Here is a 22,946-nt window from a genome sequence, read left to right on the forward strand (position 1 = left end):
GGACACCCGGCGTTGCAGTCGACGCTACGTCCGGAGGCCGGACCTCGCGCGTCGAGCGGTCGTGGCCCGGACGGTCCTCGCGCGTCGAGCGGTCGTGGCTCGGGCGGTCAGGCCCCGGTCCCCGGTCTCGGGCCCCGGTCCCCGGGCCCCGGTCCGGGCGATCACGCCGCCGGCAGGCTGCCGAGCACGGTGGCCACCTCGGTGCGCCGGGCGACCTCCAGCAGGGCGCGGGCCATCACCGAGCCGGGCTCCCGGGCGGCGATCACCAGCCCGATCGGCGCGCTGTGCGCCGGCTCCGTCAGCGGGACCGCCCGCATCCCGCGCGGCACGCCGAACACGTGCAGCCACGCGTACGGCACGACGCTCGCCCAGTGCCCGGTGCGGACGTGGGCGAAGAGCGAGGCCACCGAGTCGGTCTCGACCCGGGGCGTCGGTGCCAGCCCGAGCCCCGCGAACACCTCGTCCAGCACCCGGCGGCCCTGCATGCCCGGGTGCAGCAGGCACAGCGGCAGCCGGGAGGCCTGTTCCCAGGTCGCCCGCGGCTGCTGGGCCGGCTCGTCGGCCAGACCGGTCAGCAGGACGTACCGCTCCTCGTACAGCGGGAGTGCCCGCAGGTCGTCCTCGCCCGGTCCGGTCAGGTAGGTGACGCCCGCGTCGATCTCGAAGTTCCGTACCTGGCGCAGGAGTTCATCGGATCGAAGGTCGGTGGACAGCTCCACTGCGGCCAGCGGGTGGGCGGTGCAGAACGGCCCGGTGAGCAGCGACACGGCGCCCGAGGCGGTCGGCACCGAGCCGATCCGCAGTCGTCCGCTCAGGCCGGTGCGCAGCGCGTCCACCTCGTCCCGGAGGGCGTCCCGGTCGGCCAGGATGCGCTGCGCCCACAGCACGATCCGCTCGCCCTCGGGAGTCAGGCCCTCGTAGGCGCGGCCGCGCCGCACCAGCAGCACCTTCAGCTCGTCCTCCAGCTTGCGCAGCGCCTCGGAGAGGGCGGGCTGGGAGACGTGGCAGGCCTGGGCGGCGCGGGCGAAGTGGCGCTCCCGGGCGAGCGCGACGAGGTACTCGAGCTGGCGGAACAGCATCGCCTACTCGACTCCGGTGGCGGTGGCGGTGGCGGTGGCGGTGGCGGGGGCGGTGCTGGCGGCCGTGGCGCCGGTGGTGGTGGCCGGAGCGGTGGTGGCCGGCGTGGAGGTGTCGACGCGGTCGGTGCGGGTGTAGACGTTCATCGAGTCGCCGCGCAGGAAGCCGACCAGGGTCAGCCCGCTCTCCTCCGCGAGGTCCACGGCCAGCGAGGACGGCGCGGAGACCGCCGCGAGCACCGGGATGCCCGCCATCACCGCTTTCTGCACCAGCTCGAAGGAGGCCCGCCCGCTGACCATCAGCACCGTGCCGCGGGCCGGCAGCAGGCCCTCGCGCAGCGCGTGGCCGACCACCTTGTCCACCGCGTTGTGCCGGCCCACGTCCTCGCGCAGGCAGAGCAGCCGCCCGTCGGCGTCGAACAGTCCGGCCGCGTGCAGGCCGCCGGTGCTGTCGAAGACCTTCTGGGCGGCGCGCAGCCGGTCGGGCAGCGCGGAGAGCAGCGCGGGGGTCACGCGCAGCCCGTCCTCGGCGACGCTCCACGGCGCGGTGGTGCGCACCGCGTCCAGGCTGGCCTTGCCGCACAGGCCGCAGGAGGAGGTGGTGTAGAAGTTGCGCTCCAGCGAGGCGTCGGGCGCCGGCACACCGGGGGCGAGCAGGACGTCCACCACGTTGTAGGTGTTGCCCCCGTCGGCGGTGGCACCGGCGCAGTAGCGGATGCCCGCCACCTGCTCGGCGGCGTGCACCACGCCCTCGCTGACCAGGAACCCGGCCGCCAGGTCGAAGTCACTGCCCGGGGTGCGCATGGTCACCGTCAGCGCGCGCCCGCCGACCCGGATCTCCATCGGCTCCTCGGCGGCCAGGGTGTCGGGACGGTACGAGGGTGCGCCCTGGCGCAGGCGCAGCACTCTGCGGGGGACGGTCACTCGGCCCATGGTCGTCGGCTCCTCGAAGGTCTCCGTCAGGTCTGTACGGATGAATCCTCCCTCCTGGCGGCGGCGTAGGGGTCCGGCGGGTCGGGCAGGTGGCGGCGGCTGTGCGCGGCGGTGACCGCCAGACAGAGCAGGCCGACGGCCGCCATGCCCGCCAGCAGCGCCGGGTAGGAGGCGTGGCCGGCGGTGCCGGCGAGCAGCAGCGGGGTGAGGAAGCCGCTGGAGGTGATGCTCTGGTAGAGGGAGGCGGAGGTCGGCCCGGAGGCGCGCGGGGTCAGCCGCTCCACCTCGTGCAGCCCCGCGCCGAGCGTCAGCCCGTACCCGGTGCCGAGGACGAGGGCGGCGGCCACCACCAGGCCCACCGAGTCGAGGTCGGCGGCGAGGGCGCCGAGCAGCAGCCCGGCGATCACCGTGGCCATCGCGGTGAGGGTGGCCCGGGCGCTGTCCGCGTCGTCCAGCCGGGCGGCGAAGGGCTGGGCGACCACGCCCGTGGCCAGGGTCAGCGCCGCGACCAGGCCGCTGAACAGCGGCGCGTAGCCGGGCACCCGGTCGGCGACCAGCGGCGGCAGCACCACGTACGCCACCGTGGCGGCGCCGAGCACGGCCGGGCTGGCGGGCAGGACCACGTAGCGGAACCGGGGGTGGCGGACGGCGCGGAACCGGGGGTGGTGGACGGCCGCCGGTCCGCTGCCGTTGTTGCTCCCGCCGTTGCCGCTGCCGCTGCTGTTACCGCTGCCGTTGCTGCCGTTGCCGTGGCTCCGGGCGGTCTCCGGGAGTCCGCGGGTGGCCCGCAGCACCAGCAGGCAGCCCAGCGCATGGGCGAGGGCGGGCAGCACCGTCGGGCCGGGCAGCCACTCGGCGATCACCCCGGAGGCCAGCGCGCCCGCCGCGAAGCCCGTACCGGTGGCGTACATCGCCCGGCGGGCGCTCCGCTCGGGCGGGACGGCGGGCCCGGAGAGCTCGCGCAGCCAGGCCGTCCCGGCCAGGAAGACCAGCCCGGCCGCGAAGCCGGTGGCCAGCCGGGCGGCGTACACCGAGGGCTCGTCCGGCAGCGCCAGCACCACGCTGGCGGCGGCGGACAGGCCCAGCGCGCCGCGCACCGTCCGCCGCCGGCCGTACCGGTCCGCGGCGGGCCCGCCCAGCAGCAGACCGGGCAGCAGGCCGAGCAGGTAGACCGAGAACATCGCGGCCAGCGAGAGCGCCGACCAGTCGGTGCGCGCCCGGTACACGGTGGCCAGCGCCGTGAACTGGTTGGCGCCCCAGGCGGCGACGGCGACGGCGGCGGCCGCCGGGAGCCAGCGGGCGGTGCGGGGCGCGGGCATTCCGTCGGTACCGCCCATGCGCTGTCCTGCCCCGTTTCCGGCTTTCCGGCCATTCCTGGATTTCCGCAGTCCAGTGTGCGGTCCGTCGCCGCGGGGCGTCAAAGAAGTGAATCCTGTGAGCCGATAAGCGGCGCCTATCGGAGATTCGACGGATATCCCACTTTGCCGGGTGTCCGGAAAACCTGCCGGACATCCCGAAAGCGCGACCGGGAATTCCGTTCGGATTATTCCGCCCCGGCTGTTCCGCCCCGGCTATCGCGTGCCGGCTATTCCGTGCCGCCCACCGACAGCACCACCGCGCTGGCCGCGCCGGCCGGCGTCTCGTAGTTCACCGTCTCCCCGGCATGCCGCCCGAGCAGCGCCTTCCCGAGCGGACTGTCGAAGGTCACCAGGGTGAGGTCCCGCTCCTCCGCCAGCTCGGAGATCTCGACCGTCTCCTCCGTGCCGTCGTCGAACCGCACGGTGACCGTCGATCCCACCCCCACCACCCGCGCGGACGGCTCCCCGGCCACCTCGGCCTCCCGCAGCCGCGCCTCCAGCTCGGCGATCCGCCGGTCCAGCCGGGTCACCTCCGACGCCCGCTGCAACTCGTCCGCCGCATCCGCCCGGTCCCCCACCGGTTCCAGCCCGCGCAGCGTCGCGGCCACCTTCCCCCGCTCCTCCCGCAACTGCGCCAGGTCCTCCTGCACCGCACGCAGGCCCTCGGCACTGATCGGTTCCGGCCCACCGCTCATCCCACGCTCCCGGGGCTGCTCGTCACACGCTCGAACACCGGCCGCCTCCCATTACCCCACCCCTCCGGGCCCCGGGCAACTTCCGGGCCGATCGACCACCCGGAGCGATTCGTCGAGGAGGCGTCGCCCGGGGCGCCGCGGGTCACCGTGCGAGCAGCTGCGCCGGGACGACCGGTTCGAGGAAGACGCTCGGTGTGCCGTGCCAGGACACGCTGAGGGCCTCGCGTGCGCGCGTGCACGCCACGAAGAGCAGGCTCAACTCGCCGCTGAGGTCCTCCTGGTGCTGCAGCGGGTCGGTGTCCACCGGGGTGATCGCGCTGCGCATGGGCACCAGGCCGTCGCTCACGCCCACCACGGCGACGCAGCGGAACTCCAGGCCCTTCATCCGGTGCATGGTCCCGACCCGCACGCCCGGGGACGGTGCGTTGCCGAGCACGTAGGCGGGCGTCCCGGCCTGCTCCAGGGCCTGGGCGATCTCGCGGCCGAGCTGGGCGGTCCGGGCGGCGACGCCGATGTCCTCCGGGGCGACGCCGGACGCGGTCCACGCCGCGATCCGGGCGACGAGGTCCTGGATCTCGTCGGCCTTGTCGACGTGGCCGTGCACCTCGGGGTGCGCGCCGTGCAGGGTCGAGTGGTAGCCGACGAGGGAGTCCTCGCCGCCGTCCATGTCGTCGGGCCGCTCGCCGGTGAGCAGGGACGCGGACCAGCTGATGATCTCGTGCGTGGTCCGGTAGTTGACCCGCAGTCGGGAGGACCGTCCGACGACCTGGATTCCGAGTGAGCGCAGCGAGACCTTGTTCCCGTAGATCCGCTGGTGCGGGTCGCCGGCGAGGAACAGGTCGTCCGGTCCGGACGCGACGATCGCGCGGAGGAACCTCCACTGCGCGGGGTGCAGGTCCTGCGCCTCGTCGATCACCACGTGCCGGAACGGGCGGTCGTCCTGTTCGTCGAGCGCCCGCGCGGCCTGCGCGCAGACCTGCAGGAACGTCAACTCCCCGGCCTGTCGCAGCTCGTCCTCGAACGCGGCCACCGCACGCCACACTTGGGCCTTCTGCAGCGGACCGAGGGCCGTACCGCGGCCGGACCGGGGTGCCTTCAGGTACTGCTCCGGGCTCTCGATCGCCTGGGCCAGGACGACCTGCCGCCACTCCTGGTCCAGGAAGACGTCGGTGAGGTCGATCCCGAGCCGGCGGACGATCCGGCCCCAGCGGGCGAGGACCGCGCGCTGGTTGAAGACGATCTTCAGTGGGGCGCCGCCCCGCGAGCGGCGGAGCACCTCGTTCGCCAGCGCGTCGACGGTGACCACCCGGACCTTCGCCCTGATCCGCTCGTCCGTGATGAGCAGCGTGAGGCAGCGTTCGAGCTCGCCGGCGAGGTCCTTGGTGAAGGTGGTCAGCAGAATCGATCCGTCAGGTGCGTCCGGCGGCAGCCGGCGCGCCAGGTGGTAGGCCCGGTGCAGGGCCACCACCGTCTTCCCGGTCCCGGGGCCGCCGGTCACCCGGGCGGGCCCGTTGTACGACTCCCGGTAGGCGATCCGGTACTGGGCCGGGTGCAGGAAGATCCGCCACACGTCGAACGGGCGCTCCAGGATCTCCCGCAGTTCCTCGGGGCCGGACACCAGGGCGACCCGGCCGCGCGCGTGGGCCATCGCCGAGACCAGCCCGTCCTCGGGCTGCGCGGCGTTCACCGGAGCCGCCGCCCGCGCGTACGCCTGGACGATCTCACGGTCGATGTCGGCCGGTTCCATCCCGCTCGCGAGGCCGATCAGAACGTCGAACTGCTGCTCCGGCAGGACCCGGTGGAGCGCCTCCAGATGGGCCTCGTCCGGAAGCAGCCGGATGATCGGCAGGATCTCCTCCTCGATGCCCAGGCTGCGCAGGACCTTGTCGGAGCGGTCGGCGAAGAGCCTCCGGGGTTCGTCGGGGGCCAGGGCCCGCAGCGACTCGGTGGCGCGTTCCAGGGCGACGTCGTTGCGGATCTCGACGCCCTGGGTGGCGGCGTTCACCGAGGCCCGGTGCTTGTACGCCCAGTCGTTCGCCTTGTCGTGGGGGAGCACCTTCAGCAGCATGTACCCGTCGCCCCGGTCGGCCTTGAGGACCACTCCGCGCCAGAAGTCGGTGATCCGTATGGTCCGGATCCGCGGGTCCCGCTGGTGGGTGAGCTTCTCCAGATGCGCGCCGGTGTGCGTCGCTCCGGTGAACTTCTCGAACACGTCGAAGACCCTGCGCTGCACGGATTTCTCCAGTGCCGCGAACTCCAGCAGAAAGTCCCGGTGCATACCCAGCGTCGCCACGCGGGCCCCCTTGCGCCTCGGTCGGACGGGTGGTGCGCTTACTGTACTGGCCTTGTCGATCACTCGAAGTGGGGGCTCCGGAGCCCGCGGGCGGAACCTCGGGAGGACGCGAAAGAACCCCGGCCGTTCGGGCCGGGTCTCTTTCGCGGCGGATATCGAGCGGAATGGCCGGGCCGGGCGTGCCCGCCGAACCCGAGCCGCGCCACAACGACCCGAACCGGCGTGCACCGGCCTGCCGGTCGCGCGCGGAGCGGTGCGCCCGGCACCGGCGGACAGGGTGCGGGCATGGTGCGGCAGCCGGCTCCGGCGGGTAATTCATTGACGCGGAGCCGAGCGGATTTGTACGGTGTGTAGCCGAGCGCTCACGCGACCCTGTGGAGGCATGATGAGCCAGCCCTGGGAGGCCGATCCCGACGCGGAGCTGACCCGGCGCCTGGGCAAGTCGCCGACCGAACTGGGCACCACGGGCGGCCGGGACGGCTGCCCCGACATCTGGGAGCTCGACAACGGCGACATCGCCGTCATCGGGCGGGACCTCACCGAGGCCTACCGGACCGGACTCCCCGAGGGTGCGGTGATCAACGAGCACGAGCGGCTCGTGGTGATCCCCCGGATCACGCTGCTCTCCGCGAAGGCGGATCTGCCCGATGCGTGACCTTCTCGGTGGCGTGCCGGGTGACCGGCTCCCCCTTGCCGAATACCGGGCCGACTTCCGCCAACGGGACTTCGCGGTCGACGGCTACGACTCGTGGAAGCTGGAACGGCGACAGGACTTCCAGGAGCCCGAGGACGCCAGCTGGCGCGCCCATCTGGAGGGGGACCGCCCGAAGGCCCTGGAGCTGATCGAGGCCAGGCGCGACGAACTCCTCCGGCTCTCCCGGCTGGCCGCCGACCACGCCTGCCGGCTGCTGCGCGTTCGCGTCGTCGAGTTCCCGCTCACTCCCTATCTGGCATGGGAACTGCGGCTGTTGCGGGTGCGGGCCGAGTGCGGCGAACTGATCCGCGTGATCGGCCCCGAGCTGATCGCGCCGTACGAACGTGACGCGCTGTTCCCGGAACTCGTCACACTGGGGCCGGACACCGTCTACGACATCTCGTACGACGAGGCCGGCACCCTGGCCGGTGCGATCCGCTACGTGGACCGCGCGGCCAGGGAACGGGTCGCGGAGTTCGTCGCCCGCCTGTACGACCGGGGCGAGGACATCGGGACGTTCATGGCGCGGATGCCGGCGGAGCGCTGAGGAGTGGAACGAGAGGTCCCCGAGCCGTCCCCGGGCAGGGTCAGCTCCTCGCTGTCGGGGTCCTCCACCGGGCATGTCGTGCAGGCGCGGGACATCCAGGGGCCCGTCCACATCCACGCCGCGCCGCCGGCCGCCGCCCGGCACGGCGAACCCGTTCCGTGGCAACTGCCCACGGACGTCCGCGGGTTCGTCAACCGGACCGTGGAACAGGAGGCCATGGATCGCCTCCTGGCCGAGCGGTCGCCCGCAGCCCAGGTCCTGGTGCTCACCGGCACCGCCGGGGTCGGCAAGACCTCGCTGGCCCTGCACTGGGCGCATGCCGTTCGCGAGAGGTTCCCGGACGGGCAGTTGTACGCGAACCTGCACGGCTACGACCCGCAGGAGCCCGTGGCCGCCGCACACGTGCTGGAACGGTTCCTGCGTGCGCTCGCCGTACCGACGGCGGCGATACCGACCGACCCCGAGGCCATGGCATCGACCTATCGATCCCTGGTGGCCGATCGCCGGATGCTGATCGTCCTGGACAACGCCTCGAGCGCCGCCCAGGTCCGTCCGCTGCTGCCCGGTGTTCCCGGATGCCTGGTCGTGGTGACCAGCAGGCACCGTCTCTCGGGCCTCGGCGTGCGTGAGGGGGCCCGACACCTGACCCTGGAGGTCCTGGCGGAGCATGACGCCGTCGAACTGCTGCGCGCGGTCACGGCGGACTACCGCAGGGGAGACGACCCGGACGAGCTCGCGCAGTTGGCCCGCCTCTGTGCCCGTCTGCCGCTCGCCCTGCGCATCGCGGCCGAACGCGCGGCCGGCCGGCCTCGGATGCTGCTGAACGACCTGATCCAGGACCTGCGCGACGAGTCCAGCCTGTGGGACGCGCTGTCCAGCGCCGACGAGGAGGATCCGGAGGCGGTTCGTTCCGTCTTCGCCTGGTCGTACCGAGCCCTGCCCGCCGGTGCCGCACGGCTCTTCCGCATGCTCGGCCTCCATCCGACCGGTGAGTTCAGTACCGCGGCCGCTGCCGCGCTGGTGGCGAGCAGTGTCCGGCAGGCGGGCCGCCTGCTCGACGGGCTGGTCGCGACGCACATGGTCGAGCAGACCGCGCCGGACCGCTACCGGTTCCACGACCTGCTGCGCGCCTATGCCGTCGACCAGGTGAAGCGAGAACAGGAGCCGGAGGAGAGCGAGCGGGCGGTCGGGCGGGTGCTGGCCTGGTACCTCCACGCGGCCGACGCCGCCCAAGTGCGCGTCGCTCCCCACGAGCCCCGTGTCGAGCTTGCCCCACTCGATCCGGAGGTGCAGGCCGCGCGCTTCGAGGACGACGTCGCCGCGGCGAACTGGTTCGAGGCGGAGCGGGAGAACCTCGCGTCGGCCGTGCGGACCGCGGCCGCCCTGGGCCTGGACGAACACGTGTGGCGACTCGCCATCGTCCTCCGCGCCTTCTACATGCAGCGCAACACCTTCCAGGACTGGTTCGAGACCTCCCTCCTGGGCCTGGAGGCCGCGCGGCGCCGGGACGAGCGGCACGCGCAGGCGGAACTTCACGAGAGCCTGGGCATGGCGTACACCCAGTCCAGCCACCTGGATCAGGCCGCCGAGCAGTACGAGGCCGCACTTGCCGTCCGCCGTGAGCTCGGCGATCCGGAAGGCGAAGCCCTGACCCTCAACGGACTCGGCCTTCTCCGGTTGCGCAGGAACCTGCTGCCGGGCGCCCAGGAGGCTTTCGAGAGAGCCCGTGAGCTGTTCCGGGCCCTCGGGGACACCTACTGGGAGCCCCGGACGGCGGTCAATCTCGCCGAGGTCCGGGCGGCTCTGGGTCTACTCGCGGACGCGGAGCGGGTGGCCCGAGCAGGCCTGGAGTCGTTCCGCGAGGCTGCCGACCTCCGGGCCGAGGGCAACGCGCTGAGCGTCCTCAGCCGGATCCAGCTCGAAGGCGGCCGGACGGGCGAGGCACTGGAAAGCGCTCAGCGAGCCGTCGACCTCGCGGTGGACCTCGACAACGCCGTCGCGGAGGCACACTGGCTGACGCAGCTCGGACATGCCCAACGGGCGGCAGGCCGCTTCACCGATGCCCTCGCTTCGTACCAGCGTGCCGCCGTCCTGCAACGAAGTCTCGGCGACCGCAGCCGCGAAGCACTCGCCTGGGACGGCGCCGGTCTGACGTACCGCGAACTCGGCCGGGCCCAGGAGGCGAGCGAGTTCCATCGCCGTGCCGTCGCCGTGCACCGCGAGCTGGGCGACCGGTGGCAGTGGGCCGTGGCCCTCTGCCGACTCTCCGAGGCGCTGGACGCCATGGGAGGGGGAGCGGACATCGCGCGGGAACACAGGCGTGAGGCGCTGTCACTGCTCGGCGGCTTCACCGACCCGGCCGCGCTGCGCCTGCGTGACCGGCTGACGGCTGCCCTGGGAGAGGGCGCCTGAGTCGGTCCGCGGAGAGCCGGTCCTCCCGGGCGGAGCCGCCGGGTGAGGGTGGCGGTGATCACCTTCGGGGGCGGGGCGGGGGTGAACGCGCAGGTCGGGGGCTCGGGCGGGAGGGGCCGGGGAGGGACCGGCGGTCGGGGCGCGGGCGGGCGAAGCTACCATGTGGGCAACACCCTCAGCTCGAAAGATGGACTTGTGACTGTCAACGACGACGTGTTCACGGACTGGAAGAACCGCGAGGAGATCGCGGAGTCGATGATCCCGATCATCGGGCGGCTGCACCGGGAGAGGGACGTCACCGTTCTGCTCCACAGCCGTTCCCTGGTGAACAAGTCGGTGGTCAGCATCCTCAAGACGCATCGCTTCGCCCGGCAGATAGCCGGCGAGGAGCTCTCGGTCACCGAGACGATGCCGTTCCTGGAGGCACTGACCGCCCTGGACCTCGGCCCCTCGCAGATCGACCTCGGCATGCTCGCCGCGACGTACAAGGCGGACGACCGCGGCCTGTCGGTGGCGGAGTTCACCGCCCAGGCCGTCGTCGGTGCCACCGGCGAGAACAAGCTGGAGCGCCGGTCCGGGCAGGACGTCGTGCTGTACGGGTTCGGCCGCATCGGCCGGCTGGTCGCCCGCCTGCTGGTCGAGAAGGCCTCGGGCAACGGCCTGCGGCTGAAGGCCATCGTCGTGCGCAACAGCGGCGGCGACGACCTGGTCAAGCGCGCCTCGCTGCTGCGCCGTGACTCCATCCACGGCCAGTTCCAGGGCACGATCACCGTCGACGAGGCGAACAACAAGATCATCGCCAACGGCAACGAGATCACGGTGATCTACTCCGACGACCCGACCAAGGTCGACTACACGGAGTACGGGATCAAGGACGCGATCCTGATCGACAACACCGGCCGCTGGCGCGACCGCGAGGGCCTGTCGAAGCACCTGCGCCCCGGTATCGCCAAGGTCGTGCTGACCGCGCCGGGCAAGGGCGACGTCCCGAACATCGTGCACGGCGTGAACCACGACACGATCAAGCCGGACGAGCAGATCCTGTCCTGCGCCTCCTGCACCACCAACGCCATCGTCCCGCCGCTGAAGGCGATGGAGGACGAGTACGGCGTGCTCCGCGGCCACGTGGAGACCGTCCACTCGTTCACCAACGACCAGAACCTGCTGGACAACTACCACAAGGCCGACCGCCGCGGCCGCTCGGCGCCGCTGAACATGGTGATCACCGAGACCGGTGCCGCCTCGGCCGTCGCCAAGGCCCTGCCGGACCTCCAGGCGAAGATCACCGGCAGCTCGATCCGCGTCCCGGTGCCGGACGTCTCCATCGCGATCCTCAACCTCCAGCTCAAGCGGGAGACCAACCGCGAGGACGTCCTGGAGTACCTGCGGAACGTCTCGCTGACCTCGCCGCTGAAGCGCCAGATCGACTTCACCGACTCGCCCGACGCCGTCTCCAGCGACTTCATCGGCTCGCGCCACGCCTCGATCGTGGACGCCGGCGCGACCAAGGTCGAGGGCGACAACGCGATCCTCTACCTGTGGTACGACAACGAGTTCGGCTACTCGTGCCAGGTGATCCGGGTCGTCCAGTACATCTCGGGCGTCGAGTTCCCGACCTTCCCGGTTCCGGCGGTCTGATCCACCGGTAGGGCAGGACGACGGGGCAGTACGACGAGCAGTACGACGGGGCGGTGACCGACAGGTCGCCGCCCCGTCGGCGTTCGCGGGCGGGGCGGTCGCTATCTTGAGGGATCACTGACAGGTCTAGGGAGGGCGACGGGGATGGGTGGTCGGCGGGTGCTTGCCGCGGTGGCGGCGGCGGGGGTGCTGACGGGCGTGTTGGCCGGGTGCTCCTCCGGGGGGTCGAAGGGGGTCGGCGGGGCGGCGGCCGCGGGTTCGTCCGCGTCCGGTCCGGCGGCGGCGTCGACGGGTACGGCCGGGGCGTCCGCGTCCGGGTCCGCGGCTGCGCCCGCGCCCGCGCCGAGCGGGTCGGACGCCGGGGCGCCCGGGGCGGGTTCGGCGCCCGCCTCCGCACCGGCCCCGGCCGCGGTGGAGGTGCCGCGCGGGGACCTGGAGGTGGCGCTGCTGGACGACAAGGTGGTCGGGCAGGTGCTGCCGGACGCCAAGGCGATGGCCGGCTGGGAGGAGGAGAAGCGGAAGGTCGACACGGCCGACCACAAGGTCACCTGCACCGGTGCCGCCGCCGCCTCCTGCGCCGGAAAGCCGCTCAGCGGGTCGGTCCGGTTCTCCTCGGGGGACGTGGTCGTCCGCTTCCTGGTGGACACCCTGCCCAGCCGGGACGCGGCGGCGCAGCGGCTGAAGGAGAGCTACGCCTCGTACGCCGCCGGGCCGTTCAAGAAGGTCGACACCCCGGTGCTGGGCAGCGAGAGCCAGGCGTTCCAGGGGCCGCTGGCCGAGGGCGAGGGCGTCGGCATCGTGGTGCGCTCGGGCACCGTGGTGGCGAGCGTGACCAGCGAGGGCGGTCCGGTGGACGTGGCCGCGACGCGGAAGTTCGCGGTGATGCTGGTCAAGCGGATCGAGCAGGCCCAGGCCGGGAAGGCGCCGGACGCCGGGCCGGGCGTGGGCTGAGGGGCCCCTCCCCGCACGGGCGGGGCGCTGGGCTGGGGAAACGGATGTCAGTCGACCGTGATATGTACCTATCTCGTGGCCACTGTGCGGCCATGCGAAAGATACCGATGACGTTCGAGGGGGCCAGACATGCCGCTGTTCCGACGCCGCTCCGGCGGGGAGGGCGCGGAGGACCGGGCCGAGCGGCGCGGGCTCGGGTTCGGCTTCGGCCGGCGGGGAGCCGGATCGGCCGCGCCGGCCGGTGCTGCCGAGCCGCGGCTCGACCCGGCGTACGGGGACGAGTCGGTGCGTCTGGCGCTCCGCCAGGCCGCCGACGGGGACTGGGCCGCGCTGCGCCCCGCGCTGGCCGCCGCCGAGGGCGAGGACCTGACCTTCCTGGTCGGGGCGATAGCCGACGTGCCCCGGGTCGAGCAGTGGACGTCCCGCGCGCTGGCCGACACCCCGGACGACACGCTGCTGCTGTTGCTGTCCGGTGCCCGGCACATCGACTGGGGCTGGGAGGCCCGGACGGGCGCCCGGGCCAAGGACGTCACCGAGGAGCGGTGGAAGGTGTTCCACGAGCGGCTGGAGGTCGCCGAGGAGCAACTGCTGGAGGTCGCCGAGCGCGAGCCGTCCTGGCACGCCCCCTGGCGGTTCCTGCAGACCAGCGCCCTCGGGGCCTCGCTCGGCCCGGAGGTCGCCACCAGCCGCTTCGAGGCCGCGGTGCGCCGCGCGCCCGGGAACTCCGCCTCGCACTGGGTCAGGCTGCAGCAGCTGAGCGCCAAGTGGGGCGGTTCGCACGAGGAGATGCACGAGTTCGCCCGCTCCGTGATGCTCGCGGCCCCGGAGGGCAGCCGCCTCGGTGAGCTGGTCGCGGTCGCGCACCTGGAGCACTGGCTGGCCCTCCCGGACGGCGAGGACCGCGCCTACCTGACCAGTCCGGCCGTGGTGGCGGGGCTGCAGGAGGCGGCCTTCCGGTCCGTCCTGCACCCGGCCTTCGTGCCGGCGCGCGGCTGGCAGGGCGCCTTCAACACCTTCGCGATGGCCTTCTCCCTCGCCGACCAGCCGAAGACCGCGCGCCTGCTGTTCGAGGCGCTGGACGGCTTCGTGACCGAATCGCCCTGGCACTACCTGTCGGGCAATCCGGTCAAGGCCTTCCGCGCCCACCGCGACCGCTGCACCTCGTACTGGCGCTGAGGCGTACCGGTGCCGGTGCCGGTGCCGGTATCGACCCGCACCCGCACCCGCACCCACATCCGCGCCCGCACCCCACCACCGTCATCCACCCCGCGATCGAAAGAGCCTCCGGTGTCCCCTACCGACAACCCGACGAGTGCGCACACCTTCCAGGTGGACCTGCGCGGTCTGGTGGACCTGCTCTCCCACCACCTCTACTCCAGCCCGCGGGTCTACCTGCGCGAGCTGCTGCAGAACGCGGTGGACGCGATCTCCGCCCGCCGCGCCCTCGACCCGGAGGCGCCGGCCAGGATCACCGTCCGCGCCGACGACGAGCTGTCCGTCACCGACACCGGCATCGGCCTGACGGAGAAGGACGTCCACACCTTCCTCGCCACCATCGGCCGCAGCTCCAAGCGCGACGCCGACGGCCGGCTCGACGGCGCCGGGCTCGCCAAGGCCCGCGGCGACTTCATCGGCCAGTTCGGCATCGGCCTGCTCGCCTGCTTCGTGGTCGCCGACGAGATCACCGTGGTCACCCGCTCCGCCGCCACTCCGGACGCCCCGGTGATCGAGTGGCGCGGCAGCTCCGACGGCAGCTACACCATCCGCACGCTGCCCGCCTCGGCCAAGCCCGAGCCGGGCACCACCGTCACGCTGGCCCCGCGCGCCGACGCCGCCGAGTGGACCCGCCCCGGCCGGGTCCTCACCCTCGCCCGGGACTTCGGCAGCCTGCTGCGCCACGACGTCACGGTGATCGACGCCGCCGGCACCGAGCACCGGGTCAACCGCACCCCGCCGTGGGCCGAGCGCCACGCCTCCCCGCTGGCCAGGCGCGACGCGCTCACCGAGTACTGCCGCGCCGCCTTCGACTTCACCCCGCTCGACACCATCGAGCTGGACCTGCCGCTGGTCGGCCTGCGCGGCGTCGCGTACGTGCTGCCGGACGCCGCCCCGCCCTCGCGCCGCAACGGCCACCGGGTGCACCTCAAGGGCATGCTGCTCTCCGACCAGGCCGACGAACTGCTGCCGGACTGGGCCTTCTTCGTCCGCTGCGTCGTCGACACCGACGGGCTGCGCCCGACCGCCTCCCGCGAGGGCCTGTACGCCGACGAGACGCTGGCCGCCGTCCGGGACGCGCTCGGCGCCCGGATCCGCGACTGGCTGACCGGCCTGTCCGCGAGCGACCCGGCGCTGCTGCACCGCTTCCTCTCCGTCCACCACCTGGCCGTCAAGGAACTCGCCCGCTACGACGATGAGTTGCTGCGGATGATGCTGCCCTGGCTGCCGTTCGAGACCACCGACGGCAACGTCACCCTGGACGAGTTCGCCCGCAGCCACCCGACGGTGCTGGTGACCCGTACGGTCGAGGAGTTCCGCCAGGTCGCCCCGATCGCCGCCGCGGCCGGGCTCGGCGTGGTCAACGGCGGCTACACCTACGACCACGACCTGGTCCACCGGCTGCCCGAGATCCGGCCCGGCGTCTCGGTCTCCGACCTCGACCCGGGCACCGTCACCGCGCACCTGGACACCGTGGACCCGGCCGTCGAGCTGGCCGCCAACGCCTTCCTGGCGATCGCCCGCGAGGTCGTCGGCCGGTTCGACTGCGACGTCGCGCTGCGCAGCTTCCACCCGACCAACGCGCCCGCCCTGCTGCTCGACAACCGGGAGGCCCGGCACGAGCGCACCAGGGCCCAGCTCGCCGACGAGGCCGACGGGCTGTGGGCGGACATCCTCGGCTCGCTGCGCGCCGAGGTGCCCCGCGCCCAACTGGTGCTCAACCACCTCAACCCGCTGGTGCGCCGCGCCGCCACCGTCACCAGCCGCGAGCTGGCCGTCACCGCCGTCGAGGCGCTGTACGGGCAGGCCGTGCTGATGACCCGCCGCCCGCTCAAGGCCAGCGAGTCCGCCCTGCTCAACCGCTCGTTCATCAGCCTGCTGGAACACGCCATGCTCGGCCACGAGGCGGCGGGCACCCCCGAAGGCGACAAGGAGGCGTGATGCTGGACACCCCCGACGCGGTGATGGCCGCGCTGCGCGAGAACGACGCCCGCCCGTACGGCCGGACCAGGACCGTCACGGCCGAGGAACTCGTCGACGCCGCCGAGCAGTTCGAGGACACCGGGATCCGCTCGATGGCCCTGCTGGAGCTGATGGAGGCCTACGAGTACGACGGCGAGCGCAGCAAGAGTCCGGTCGTCTTCGCCCGCATCCTCAAGCTCTGGGACACCGACCCGGACGGCTTCGGCGAATGGGCCCGGCGCCAGGTGCTCTGGCGCTTCAAGTGGGTCGCCGACGCGCTCAAGGACACCCCGGACGTCCCGCTCGCGGCGATCCGGCGCTGGCACACCGAGCTGCGCGACCGCTACCGCACGGCCGGCCACGACCTCCAGCCGTACTACGCCCAGCGCTACCACCTGGCCGTGCAGACCGGCCTCGACGTGCAGGACGCCTACGAGCTGTGGGCGGCCCGCCCGCGATCCGAGCTGAGCGACTGCCACGCCTGCGAGACCCGCGCCCGCGCCCGGCACTTCATCGCCGCCGGGGACGACGCCCGGGCGCTGGAGGTGATCGCCCCGGTGCTGGACGGCCGCAGCGGCTGCGAGCAGGAGCCCTACCTCAGCCAGGCCACCGCCCTGCTCGCGCAGCTGCGCCGGGGCCGGTTGGACGAGGCCCGCTCCGGCCACCTCTCCGGCTACCGCTTCGCCCGGGGCAAGGCCTCGATGCTGAACGCCGTCGGCCTGCACATCGAGTTCTGCGCGCTGTCCGGCAACGAGCCGCGCGGCCTGGAGCTGCTCGCCGAGAACCGGGACCTGTTCGCGGTCACCGGCGAACCCGCCGCCCGGCTGGGCTTCCTGACCGGCGTCGAGGTGCTGCTCGCCCTGCTGGCCGGGGCCGGCCACGGCGAACTCGCGGTGAGCGGCCCGGCGGGCACCACCTGGACGGTGGACTCCCTGCTGGCCCACGTTCGCACCGAGGCCGACGCGCTGGCCGCCCGCTTCGACGCCCGCAACGGCACCGGCGCGGTCGGCGCCGAGCGGCGCGCCCGGCTGGCCGTCGAGCCGCTGCTCGCCGAGCCGCTGGCACTGGGTGTGCGGGCCGTCGCCGCGCCGGGGCTGTCCGACGCCCCGGTCGTCGCGCCCGCGCCGCGCCGGACGGTCGAGCCGGAGCCGGAGGACTTCACCGCCCTGGTGCTGCGGGCCCGCGAGCTGGAGGTGCTCGGCCACCCGGACGCCGACCGGCTGTGGAAACGGGTCGCCGAGCGCGCCGGGGCCGCGGACTTCGTCCACCCGCGGAGCACCGAGCTGGGCGGCCCCGAGCGGCTGCGCGCCGAACTCGCCGAGCAGCGCGCCCACGAGGCGCTCCAGCGGGACGCGTACGCCGAGGGCAAGGCCGGGCTGCTGGCCGCCGCCGAGCTGTTCGAGCAGGCGGGGCTGGCCGGGTCGGCGCTGATGTGCCGGGCCCGGACCCTCATCGCGGACCTGGACGACGAGAGCGCCGGGGGCGAGGGCACCCCGAACGAGGGCGCCGGGCACGAGAGCGACGAGGGCGAGGGCGGCTCGGGTCGCAGCGTGGATGTGGATGCGGATGCGGATGCGGGCGCGGACACCGGGCACAGCGGCCGGCGGGCCGACTGGGCGGCGCTCGACGCGGTGCTGGCGCGGGCCGAGGAGCTGCGCGCCGGCGGCGAACTGACCGACGACGACTACCTGATCGTGCTGCAGACCCGCGCCTACGCCGCCCACCACGACCTGGTCGAGACGCTGCCCGAGCCCGCCGACGAGGTGGCCGAGCGCTTCGAGGCGGTGGTCGGGGCCTACCGGCGCGCGGCCGTGGAGCTCGGCTCCGAGCGGCGGGCCGCCACCTCCCGGCAGTACACCGCCGACGCCGCCGCCCGGAAGGGCCTGCTGGCCGAGTCGGAGGCCGAACTGCGCGAGGTGCTGGCCCAGTTGGACGCCGCCGAGCTGCCCTGGCACACCCCGAGGGTGCTCGGTCTGCTGGGCCAGGTGCTGCTGCAGGGCCGCGAGCCGGGCCAGGCGGTCGAGGTGTTCCACCGGGCGCTGGCCGAGGCCGTGCGCTGGGGCGACGACTCCTACCCGTACGCGCCGACGTACATGATGCTCGGCCACGGCTGCCTCCAGGTGGGGGACCTCGGCGGCGCCGTCCGCGCGCTGTCGGAGGCGGCCGCGCGCTACGACCGCAAGGGCGCCGAGGCGGTCGAGGAGGCCGCCCGGGTGCGCATGCAGCTGGCCGACGTGCTGCGCGACACCGGGCGGGCGGCGGACGCGGTGGCCGTGCTGGAGTCGGTGCTGCTGGACGCGTCGGCGGCCCGGCTGGACGTGCGGATGCTCGCCCAGGCCCGGCTGGACCTCGCCCGGGGGCTGTCCGAGCTGGAGGAGCACCGGGACGCCGCCGAGGAGTACCTGCGGCTGGCCGATCTGGTGGCCGGCTGGGAGGACCAGGAGACCCACACCATGGTCGCCTGCGAGGCCACCCTGGCGCTCGCCCGGGCGGAGCGCCCGGACGCCGCCGAGGCGGCGCTGGCCCGCGCCCGCGAGGCGCACGGCAAGGCCCCGCAGGTGGACCAGCTGGCGGCCACCCTGCGGGAGCTGGCCCGGATGACGATGCGGGAGCAGGGCGCGGAGGGGCTGGCGGCGGCGCTCGCCCTGCTGGCCGAGGCGGACGCGGTCGGAGAGGTGGCCGAACAGGGCGGCGAGGAGTACAACTCCTGGTACCTGCGCGGTGGTTCGCACTACGAGCGGGCGCGCTCGCTGGCCGTCGCGGGGCGGTACGAGGAGGCGCTGGCCGAGGCCGAGCAGGCCGTCCCGGAGTACGAGGCGGGAGGTGAGCGGGCCGAGTCGCCGCGGGCGGAGTCCGTCCGGCTGGCCGCGCTGATCGAGGGCAGCGACCTCGGTCGCACCGAGGCGGCGGTGGCCCGGCTGACCGCCGGCATCGCGCGCTGCGAGGCGGCCGGGCTGCCGGAGGCGGCGGAGGTGCTGGTGGAGCTGCGGGAGCGGTTCGCCGGGGAGTGACCCGCGCGGTGCCCCGCCGGGTCGGCCCGCACCCAGCCGTCAGCGGCGGGGTGCGGGCCGACCCGGGGCACCGGCAGGCTGCGCTCAGCAGGGCCCGTCGTCGGCCCAGACGCCCCACTGGCCGCCGGCGCTCGGCACCTCGTTCAGCGTCCACCACTTGGCGTGGTAGTTGTGCCCGTTGTACGAGACCTTGGCGCCGCCGGTGTACGTGGTGCTCGCGCTCCACGCCGGGGCGGTGCAACTGCCGGGGGTGGTCGGAGGAGTCGTCGGGGGAGTCGTGGGCGGGGTGGTGGGCGGCGTGGTGGGCGGGGTCGCCCCGGCGAACTTCACCGTGTACTTGGTGAAGTCCCAGTCGTTCTGAGCCACGCTGGAGCAGGAGCCGGACAGCCCCGGGTCGACGTTGCCCGCGCACTGGCGGTCCCGGTTGACCGACCAGTAGGTGTACCGGGCCAGGCCGTGCGCGGTGGCGAAGTCCAGCACGGTCTGGAAGTCGGACTGGTGGAAGTACTCGGCGGCGTCGGTGCGGCCGTTCATCATCGACACGCCCTCGTGGGCGTACGCGGTGGCCTCGTTCCAGCCGAAGGTGCTCTGCAGGATCTGGTTGAACTTCACCAGCGCGTCGGTCTGCGCCGCGGCGCCGCTGAAGCCGCCGTCGAACGGCATGATCGAGTAGTTGTCCGGCGTGAAGCCCTGCGACTTGGCCTCGTTGAGCATCTGGGTGCCGAACCAGCCGGTGCCCGCGTTGGTGCCCGCGGTGGTGATCGAGACGTACAGGCCGGGGTTGTTCTGCTGGAGGATCCGGGCCGCGCCGATCTCGTTGTGGATGGCCGCGGTGTTCTCGTACTCCGGTTCCTCCAGGTCGAAGTCGATCGCCTTGAGGCCGTACTTGGTGATCACCTTCTGGTAGCCGGCGGCGGTCGCCTCGGGGGTGCCGCAGACCTGGCCCAGCTTGGTGCCGCCGTACCCGCCGACCGACACCGAGACGTCCCCGCCCTTGCCGCGCACGGTCTGGATGACGCTCGGCATGGTGGTGTCGGTGTCGATCGAGGAGGTGCCGCCCCAGGCGGGCGAACAGCTGTTGCCCTGGGCCAGGATGAAAGCCAGTTGGAAGGCCTTCTGGCCGGTGGCGTCCATGACGGCGGCGGCGTCCGGCGGGTTGTTGTCCTCGGGCATCAGGTACGGCGCCGAGGCGTACCAGTTGCTGCCGAGCCCTCCGGTGGCGGTGGTGCCGGTGGTGTCCGCGGAAGCGGAGGCGGAGCCGGTGCCGGCCAGGGCGGCGACGCCGCCGGCGACCAGGCCGAGCGCGGCGGCCACGGCGAGCGCGGCGGGGCGCCCGAGGGCGGGGCGACGGGCGGGGCGGGGTGCGGTGTGCCGGTGGGAATGCGGGGGAAGAGCGCGTTCCATCGGAAGCCTTTCCAGGAAACGGCAGTGGGGGAGGCCGGCCTGGTCGCGCCGGGTGTGGGGGGTGGCGCGGCGGCCGAACGGACCGTCGGCGGCGGGTGGTTGCCGAAGGTCCTCACTGGTATAGACCTGTGGGGAAGGGGGGTCAACCCCAAAAGGGTCAAGCCCGCCCGTCCGTCACGGGCGCGACAGCGCGCGAGGAGTCCGGCGGGTGCGCGGGCAGGCGGAAATGCCGTGGATCGCCGGGCGGGCCCGTGGCAGCATGGCGCCCATGACGACCGACCGAAAGGACCGTGCCGCGTAGTCGGCCGGGACGGATCCGCGCAGAGCTTCCGCGCCGCCGGGTCCGAGGAGCGCAGCCGGTGATCGACGGGGTGTCCGCGCGGGCCCTCGCCGAGATCGCGCGGCTCGAACGTACGCGGAACCACCTGCGGCCCGGGGGCACGGCGGCCGCACTGCGTCGGTGGCGGGCGTACGTCCACCGTCCCGAGCGCCGGCTGTGGGAGGACTACGCGGAGCGCGACCTGTACTGGTTCTGCTGCGGTTGCCCGTGGGACGACCGGGACCTGTTGGAGACGGTGATGCTCGCGCTGTCGCCCCGGCACGCCCGTCAACTGCGCGCCGTCGTCGCCCGGTTCGACGCCCGGTGGGACGTGCCCGTACCGCCCTGGCTGCCGCCGGACGGATGGAGCTGAGCGCCCGGCGCCGGGCGCTCAGGCCCCGACGGTGGTGTCCGCGCCCACCCCCGCCAGCAGTCCGCTGACCGCGGGGGCCCACGGGCGGCCGGTCGGCCCGGTCAGCGACAGCGTCCGGTGGACGGCGGGCCGGATCGGGACCAGCACGCAGTCGGCCGGGAGCATGGTCAGTGCCAGCGCGGGCATCACCGAGACCCCGACGCCCGCGTGCACCATGCCGATCAGGGTGTTCAGGTCGCGGATGCGGTGCCGGGGCGCGAAGCGGGTACCGGCCCGCCGGTAGGCCTCACGGATGTGGCGCTCGCAGCCGCCCTCCGAGAGCAGGAAGTCGTCGTCCTCCAACTCGGCCACGTGGACGGTCGGCTGGTCGGCGAGCGGATGGTCGCGGCGCAGCAGTGCGTGCATCGAGTCGGCGCCGAGCGCGACCGCCCCGGGCGGCAGCGGACCGGCGTCCACCAGCACGGCGGCGTCGACCGTGCCCGCCTCCAGCCAGGCCGCCAGCTCGTCGTCCTCGCCCTCGAAGACCCGGACGGTCAGCTGCGGGTGGGCCGCCCGCCAGTCCTTCAGCAGTCCGGGCAGCAGCGCCTGGCAGACGGTGGTGGGCGCCGCCAGCCGTACGGTGCCGGTCAGGCCGCCGCAGTGCCGGGTGGCGATCGCGCGGACGGCGACGGCCGAGGCGACGGCCGTCCTGGCGTGCGGGAGGATCTGCTCGCCGAGCGGGGTGGGGCGGCACGGGCTGCCGCGCCGCAGCACGGGCGCGCCGAGGTTGCGCTCCAGCGCGGCGACGGCGTGCGAGACGGCGGACTGGCTGATGCCCAGCTCGTCGGCGGCCGCTCCGAAGCCGCCGGTGTCGGCGACCGCGACCAGTGCCCTGAGCTGGGCCAGGTTGACGTCCGAGGTCATGAGACTTCCTCATCACGGGTGCACTGCCACTTGTTGGACTCATGCTCCGGTGCCGGGCCACGCTCTGTCCAGTTGATGGCACGGCCACGAGCGTGGCCACGGCCACGGCCACGGATGCGGCCACGGAAACGGCCACGGCCACGGAAACGGCCACGGAAACGAAGACGGACGCGGCCACGGACACGGACAAGGAGGTGGTGGGGGTGCGGCGCTGGCTGCCGGGCTTCGTGGCCCTGTCGGCGATCTGGGGCGCGAGCTTCGCCCTGATCAAGGTCGCGGTCGACGCGGGGGTGCCGCCGCTCTGGGTGGCGCTGTGGCGCTGCCTGCTGGGCGCGGCCACGCTGTGGGCGATCCTCGTGGTGCGCGGCGAGCGGGTCCCGCGCGACCGGGTGCTGTGGGGCCATTCGGCGGTGGTGGCGGTGCTGCTCAACGCGGTGCCGTTCACCCTCTTCCCGTTCGGCGAGACCAGGGTCAGCTCGGTGCTCGCCGGGGTGATGAACGCGACCACCCCGCTGTTCACCCTGCTGTTCGCGGTGCTGGCCGTCCCCGGGGAGCGCCGCCCTGGCGCCCGCCGACTGGCCGGCCTCGGGCTCGGCTTCCTCGGCGTGCTCACCGTGCTCGGGGTCTGGCGCGGCCTCGGCGCCGGGGCGACCGCCGGCGCGCTGGCCTGCCTGGCCGCCGCCTGCTGCTACGGCGCCGGCTTCGCCTATCTGCGCCGCTTCCTGTCCGGCCGCCCGGAGTCGGTGACCACCCTCTCCGCGCTCCAGATCGCCTGCGCCGCAGCCGAGTTGGCGCTGGTCGCGCCGCTCGCCGAAGGCGCCCCGCACTGGCCCGGGGCGGGCCCGGCGCTCGCCCTGCTGGTGCTCGGCGTGGCCGGCACCGGCCTGGCGTACCTGCTCAACCTGGCCCTGGTCCGCGGCGCGGGGGCGACGGTGGCCTCCGCCGTCACGTACGTGATGCCGCTCTGGTCGACGGCGCTGGGCGCGGCGTTCCTGCACGAGCCGGTGGGCTGGAACGCGCTGGTCGGCGGCGTGCTGGTGATCGCTGCCGTCGCGCTGGCCCGGCCGCGCCCGGCCCCGGTGGCGGCCCAGGGCGGGGCCCCGGCGGAGGACCCGAAGGGCCGTCAGCCCGTCGGTTAGGGTGGACCGGGTGAGCGAGGTCA

Annotated in this window: 17 protein-coding genes; 10 read left to right on the forward strand and 7 right to left on the reverse strand. The window is 73.8% G+C overall.

Annotated features, from left to right (window positions below; all coding sequences use genetic code 11):
• Nucleotides 1-161: 161 nt before the first annotated feature.
• From ACFVGO_RS28220 to ACFVGO_RS28240, 5 genes are all read right to left on the reverse strand, one after another.
• The gene (locus ACFVGO_RS28220; protein WP_380634795.1) at nt 162-1,079 is read right to left on the reverse strand and encodes a LysR family transcriptional regulator; all 918 of its coding nucleotides are present in this window, start codon (nt 1,077-1,079) and stop codon (nt 162-164) included.
• Between the two features lie 3 nt (nt 1,080-1,082).
• The gene (fdhD, locus tag ACFVGO_RS28225) at nt 1,083-2,009 is read right to left on the reverse strand and encodes a formate dehydrogenase accessory sulfurtransferase FdhD (RefSeq protein ID WP_380634797.1); all 927 of its coding nucleotides are present in this window, start codon (nt 2,007-2,009) and stop codon (nt 1,083-1,085) included.
• A gap of 26 nt (nt 2,010-2,035) precedes the next feature.
• Nucleotides 2,036-3,346: an MFS transporter gene (locus tag ACFVGO_RS28230; RefSeq protein ID WP_380634799.1), complete on the reverse strand. Its 1,311-nt coding sequence runs from the start codon at nt 3,344-3,346 to the stop codon at nt 2,036-2,038.
• A gap of 248 nt (nt 3,347-3,594) precedes the next feature.
• Nucleotides 3,595-4,062: a GreA/GreB family elongation factor gene (locus ACFVGO_RS28235; RefSeq protein WP_359897621.1), complete on the reverse strand. Its 468-nt coding sequence runs from the start codon at nt 4,060-4,062 to the stop codon at nt 3,595-3,597.
• Nucleotides 4,063-4,204: 142 nt separating this feature from the next.
• Complete coding sequence (locus ACFVGO_RS28240; protein WP_380353033.1) at nt 4,205-6,355, reverse strand: UvrD-helicase domain-containing protein; 2,151 nt, start codon at nt 6,353-6,355, stop codon at nt 4,205-4,207.
• Between the two features lie 385 nt (nt 6,356-6,740).
• On the opposite strand from ACFVGO_RS28240, the gene ACFVGO_RS28245 reads away from it, so the two are divergent.
• The 8 genes from ACFVGO_RS28245 to ACFVGO_RS28280 all read left to right on the forward strand — a co-directional run bounded on the left by ACFVGO_RS28245 (nt 6,741) and on the right by ACFVGO_RS28280 (nt 18,785).
• Nucleotides 6,741-7,010, forward strand: a complete 270-nt coding sequence (locus tag ACFVGO_RS28245) for a hypothetical protein (RefSeq protein WP_380353043.1) — start codon at nt 6,741-6,743, stop codon at nt 7,008-7,010.
• Complete coding sequence (locus ACFVGO_RS28250) at nt 7,003-7,596, forward strand: DUF6879 family protein (protein WP_380353035.1); 594 nt, start codon at nt 7,003-7,005, stop codon at nt 7,594-7,596. Before ACFVGO_RS28245 ends, ACFVGO_RS28250 begins: the two co-directional genes overlap by 8 nt.
• Nucleotides 7,597-7,599: 3 nt before the next feature.
• Nucleotides 7,600-10,008 carry an ATP-binding protein gene (locus ACFVGO_RS28255; RefSeq protein ID WP_380353036.1) on the forward strand — a complete coding sequence of 803 codons (2,409 nt, stop codon included), beginning with the start codon at nt 7,600-7,602 and terminating at the stop codon, nt 10,006-10,008.
• A 195-nt stretch (nt 10,009-10,203) separates the two neighbouring features.
• Nucleotides 10,204-11,646 (forward strand): glyceraldehyde-3-phosphate dehydrogenase, encoded by a 1,443-nt coding sequence (locus ACFVGO_RS28260; RefSeq protein WP_380353038.1) that lies wholly within the window; start codon nt 10,204-10,206, stop codon nt 11,644-11,646.
• A 417-nt stretch (nt 11,647-12,063) separates the two neighbouring features.
• Nucleotides 12,064-12,597, forward strand: a complete 534-nt coding sequence (locus ACFVGO_RS28265) for a hypothetical protein (protein WP_380353039.1) — start codon at nt 12,064-12,066, stop codon at nt 12,595-12,597.
• A 129-nt stretch (nt 12,598-12,726) separates the two neighbouring features.
• Complete coding sequence (locus ACFVGO_RS28270) at nt 12,727-13,773, forward strand: hypothetical protein (RefSeq protein WP_359897625.1); 1,047 nt, start codon at nt 12,727-12,729, stop codon at nt 13,771-13,773.
• 111 nt (nt 13,774-13,884) lie between these two features.
• Entirely contained in the window at nt 13,885-15,753 is a 1,869-nt protein-coding gene (locus ACFVGO_RS28275; RefSeq protein ID WP_380634804.1) for an HSP90 family protein, read from the forward strand.
• Nucleotides 15,753-18,785: a hypothetical protein gene (locus ACFVGO_RS28280; protein ID WP_380634806.1), complete on the forward strand. Its 3,033-nt coding sequence runs from the start codon at nt 15,753-15,755 to the stop codon at nt 18,783-18,785. The genes ACFVGO_RS28275 and ACFVGO_RS28280 overlap by 1 nt, the downstream gene beginning before the upstream one ends.
• An 84-nt stretch (nt 18,786-18,869) precedes the next feature.
• On the opposite strand, the gene ACFVGO_RS28285 is transcribed toward ACFVGO_RS28280, so the two are convergent.
• Complete coding sequence (locus ACFVGO_RS28285) at nt 18,870-20,189, reverse strand: chitinase (protein WP_380634808.1); 1,320 nt, start codon at nt 20,187-20,189, stop codon at nt 18,870-18,872.
• Nucleotides 20,190-20,548: 359 nt separating this feature from the next.
• Here ACFVGO_RS28285 and ACFVGO_RS28290 point away from each other — a divergent pair, with 359 nt between their 5' ends.
• Entirely contained in the window at nt 20,549-20,881 is a 333-nt protein-coding gene (locus ACFVGO_RS28290; protein WP_380634810.1) for a hypothetical protein, read from the forward strand.
• Between the two features lie 18 nt (nt 20,882-20,899).
• Here the strand turns inward: ACFVGO_RS28290 and ACFVGO_RS28295 are convergent, their stop codons facing one another.
• Complete coding sequence (locus tag ACFVGO_RS28295) at nt 20,900-21,784, reverse strand: LysR family transcriptional regulator (RefSeq protein ID WP_380352871.1); 885 nt, start codon at nt 21,782-21,784, stop codon at nt 20,900-20,902.
• Between the two features lie 203 nt (nt 21,785-21,987).
• On the opposite strand from ACFVGO_RS28295, the gene ACFVGO_RS28300 reads away from it, so the two are divergent.
• A complete protein-coding gene (locus ACFVGO_RS28300; RefSeq protein ID WP_380634813.1) occupies nt 21,988-22,923 on the forward strand; it encodes a DMT family transporter in 936 nt (311 codons plus the stop codon).
• Nucleotides 22,924-22,946: the final 23 nt, after the last annotated feature.

The organism is Kitasatospora sp. NPDC057738 (assembly GCF_042798815.1).
Taxonomy (GTDB): domain Bacteria; phylum Actinomycetota; class Actinomycetes; order Streptomycetales; family Streptomycetaceae; genus Kitasatospora; species Kitasatospora lactacystinica.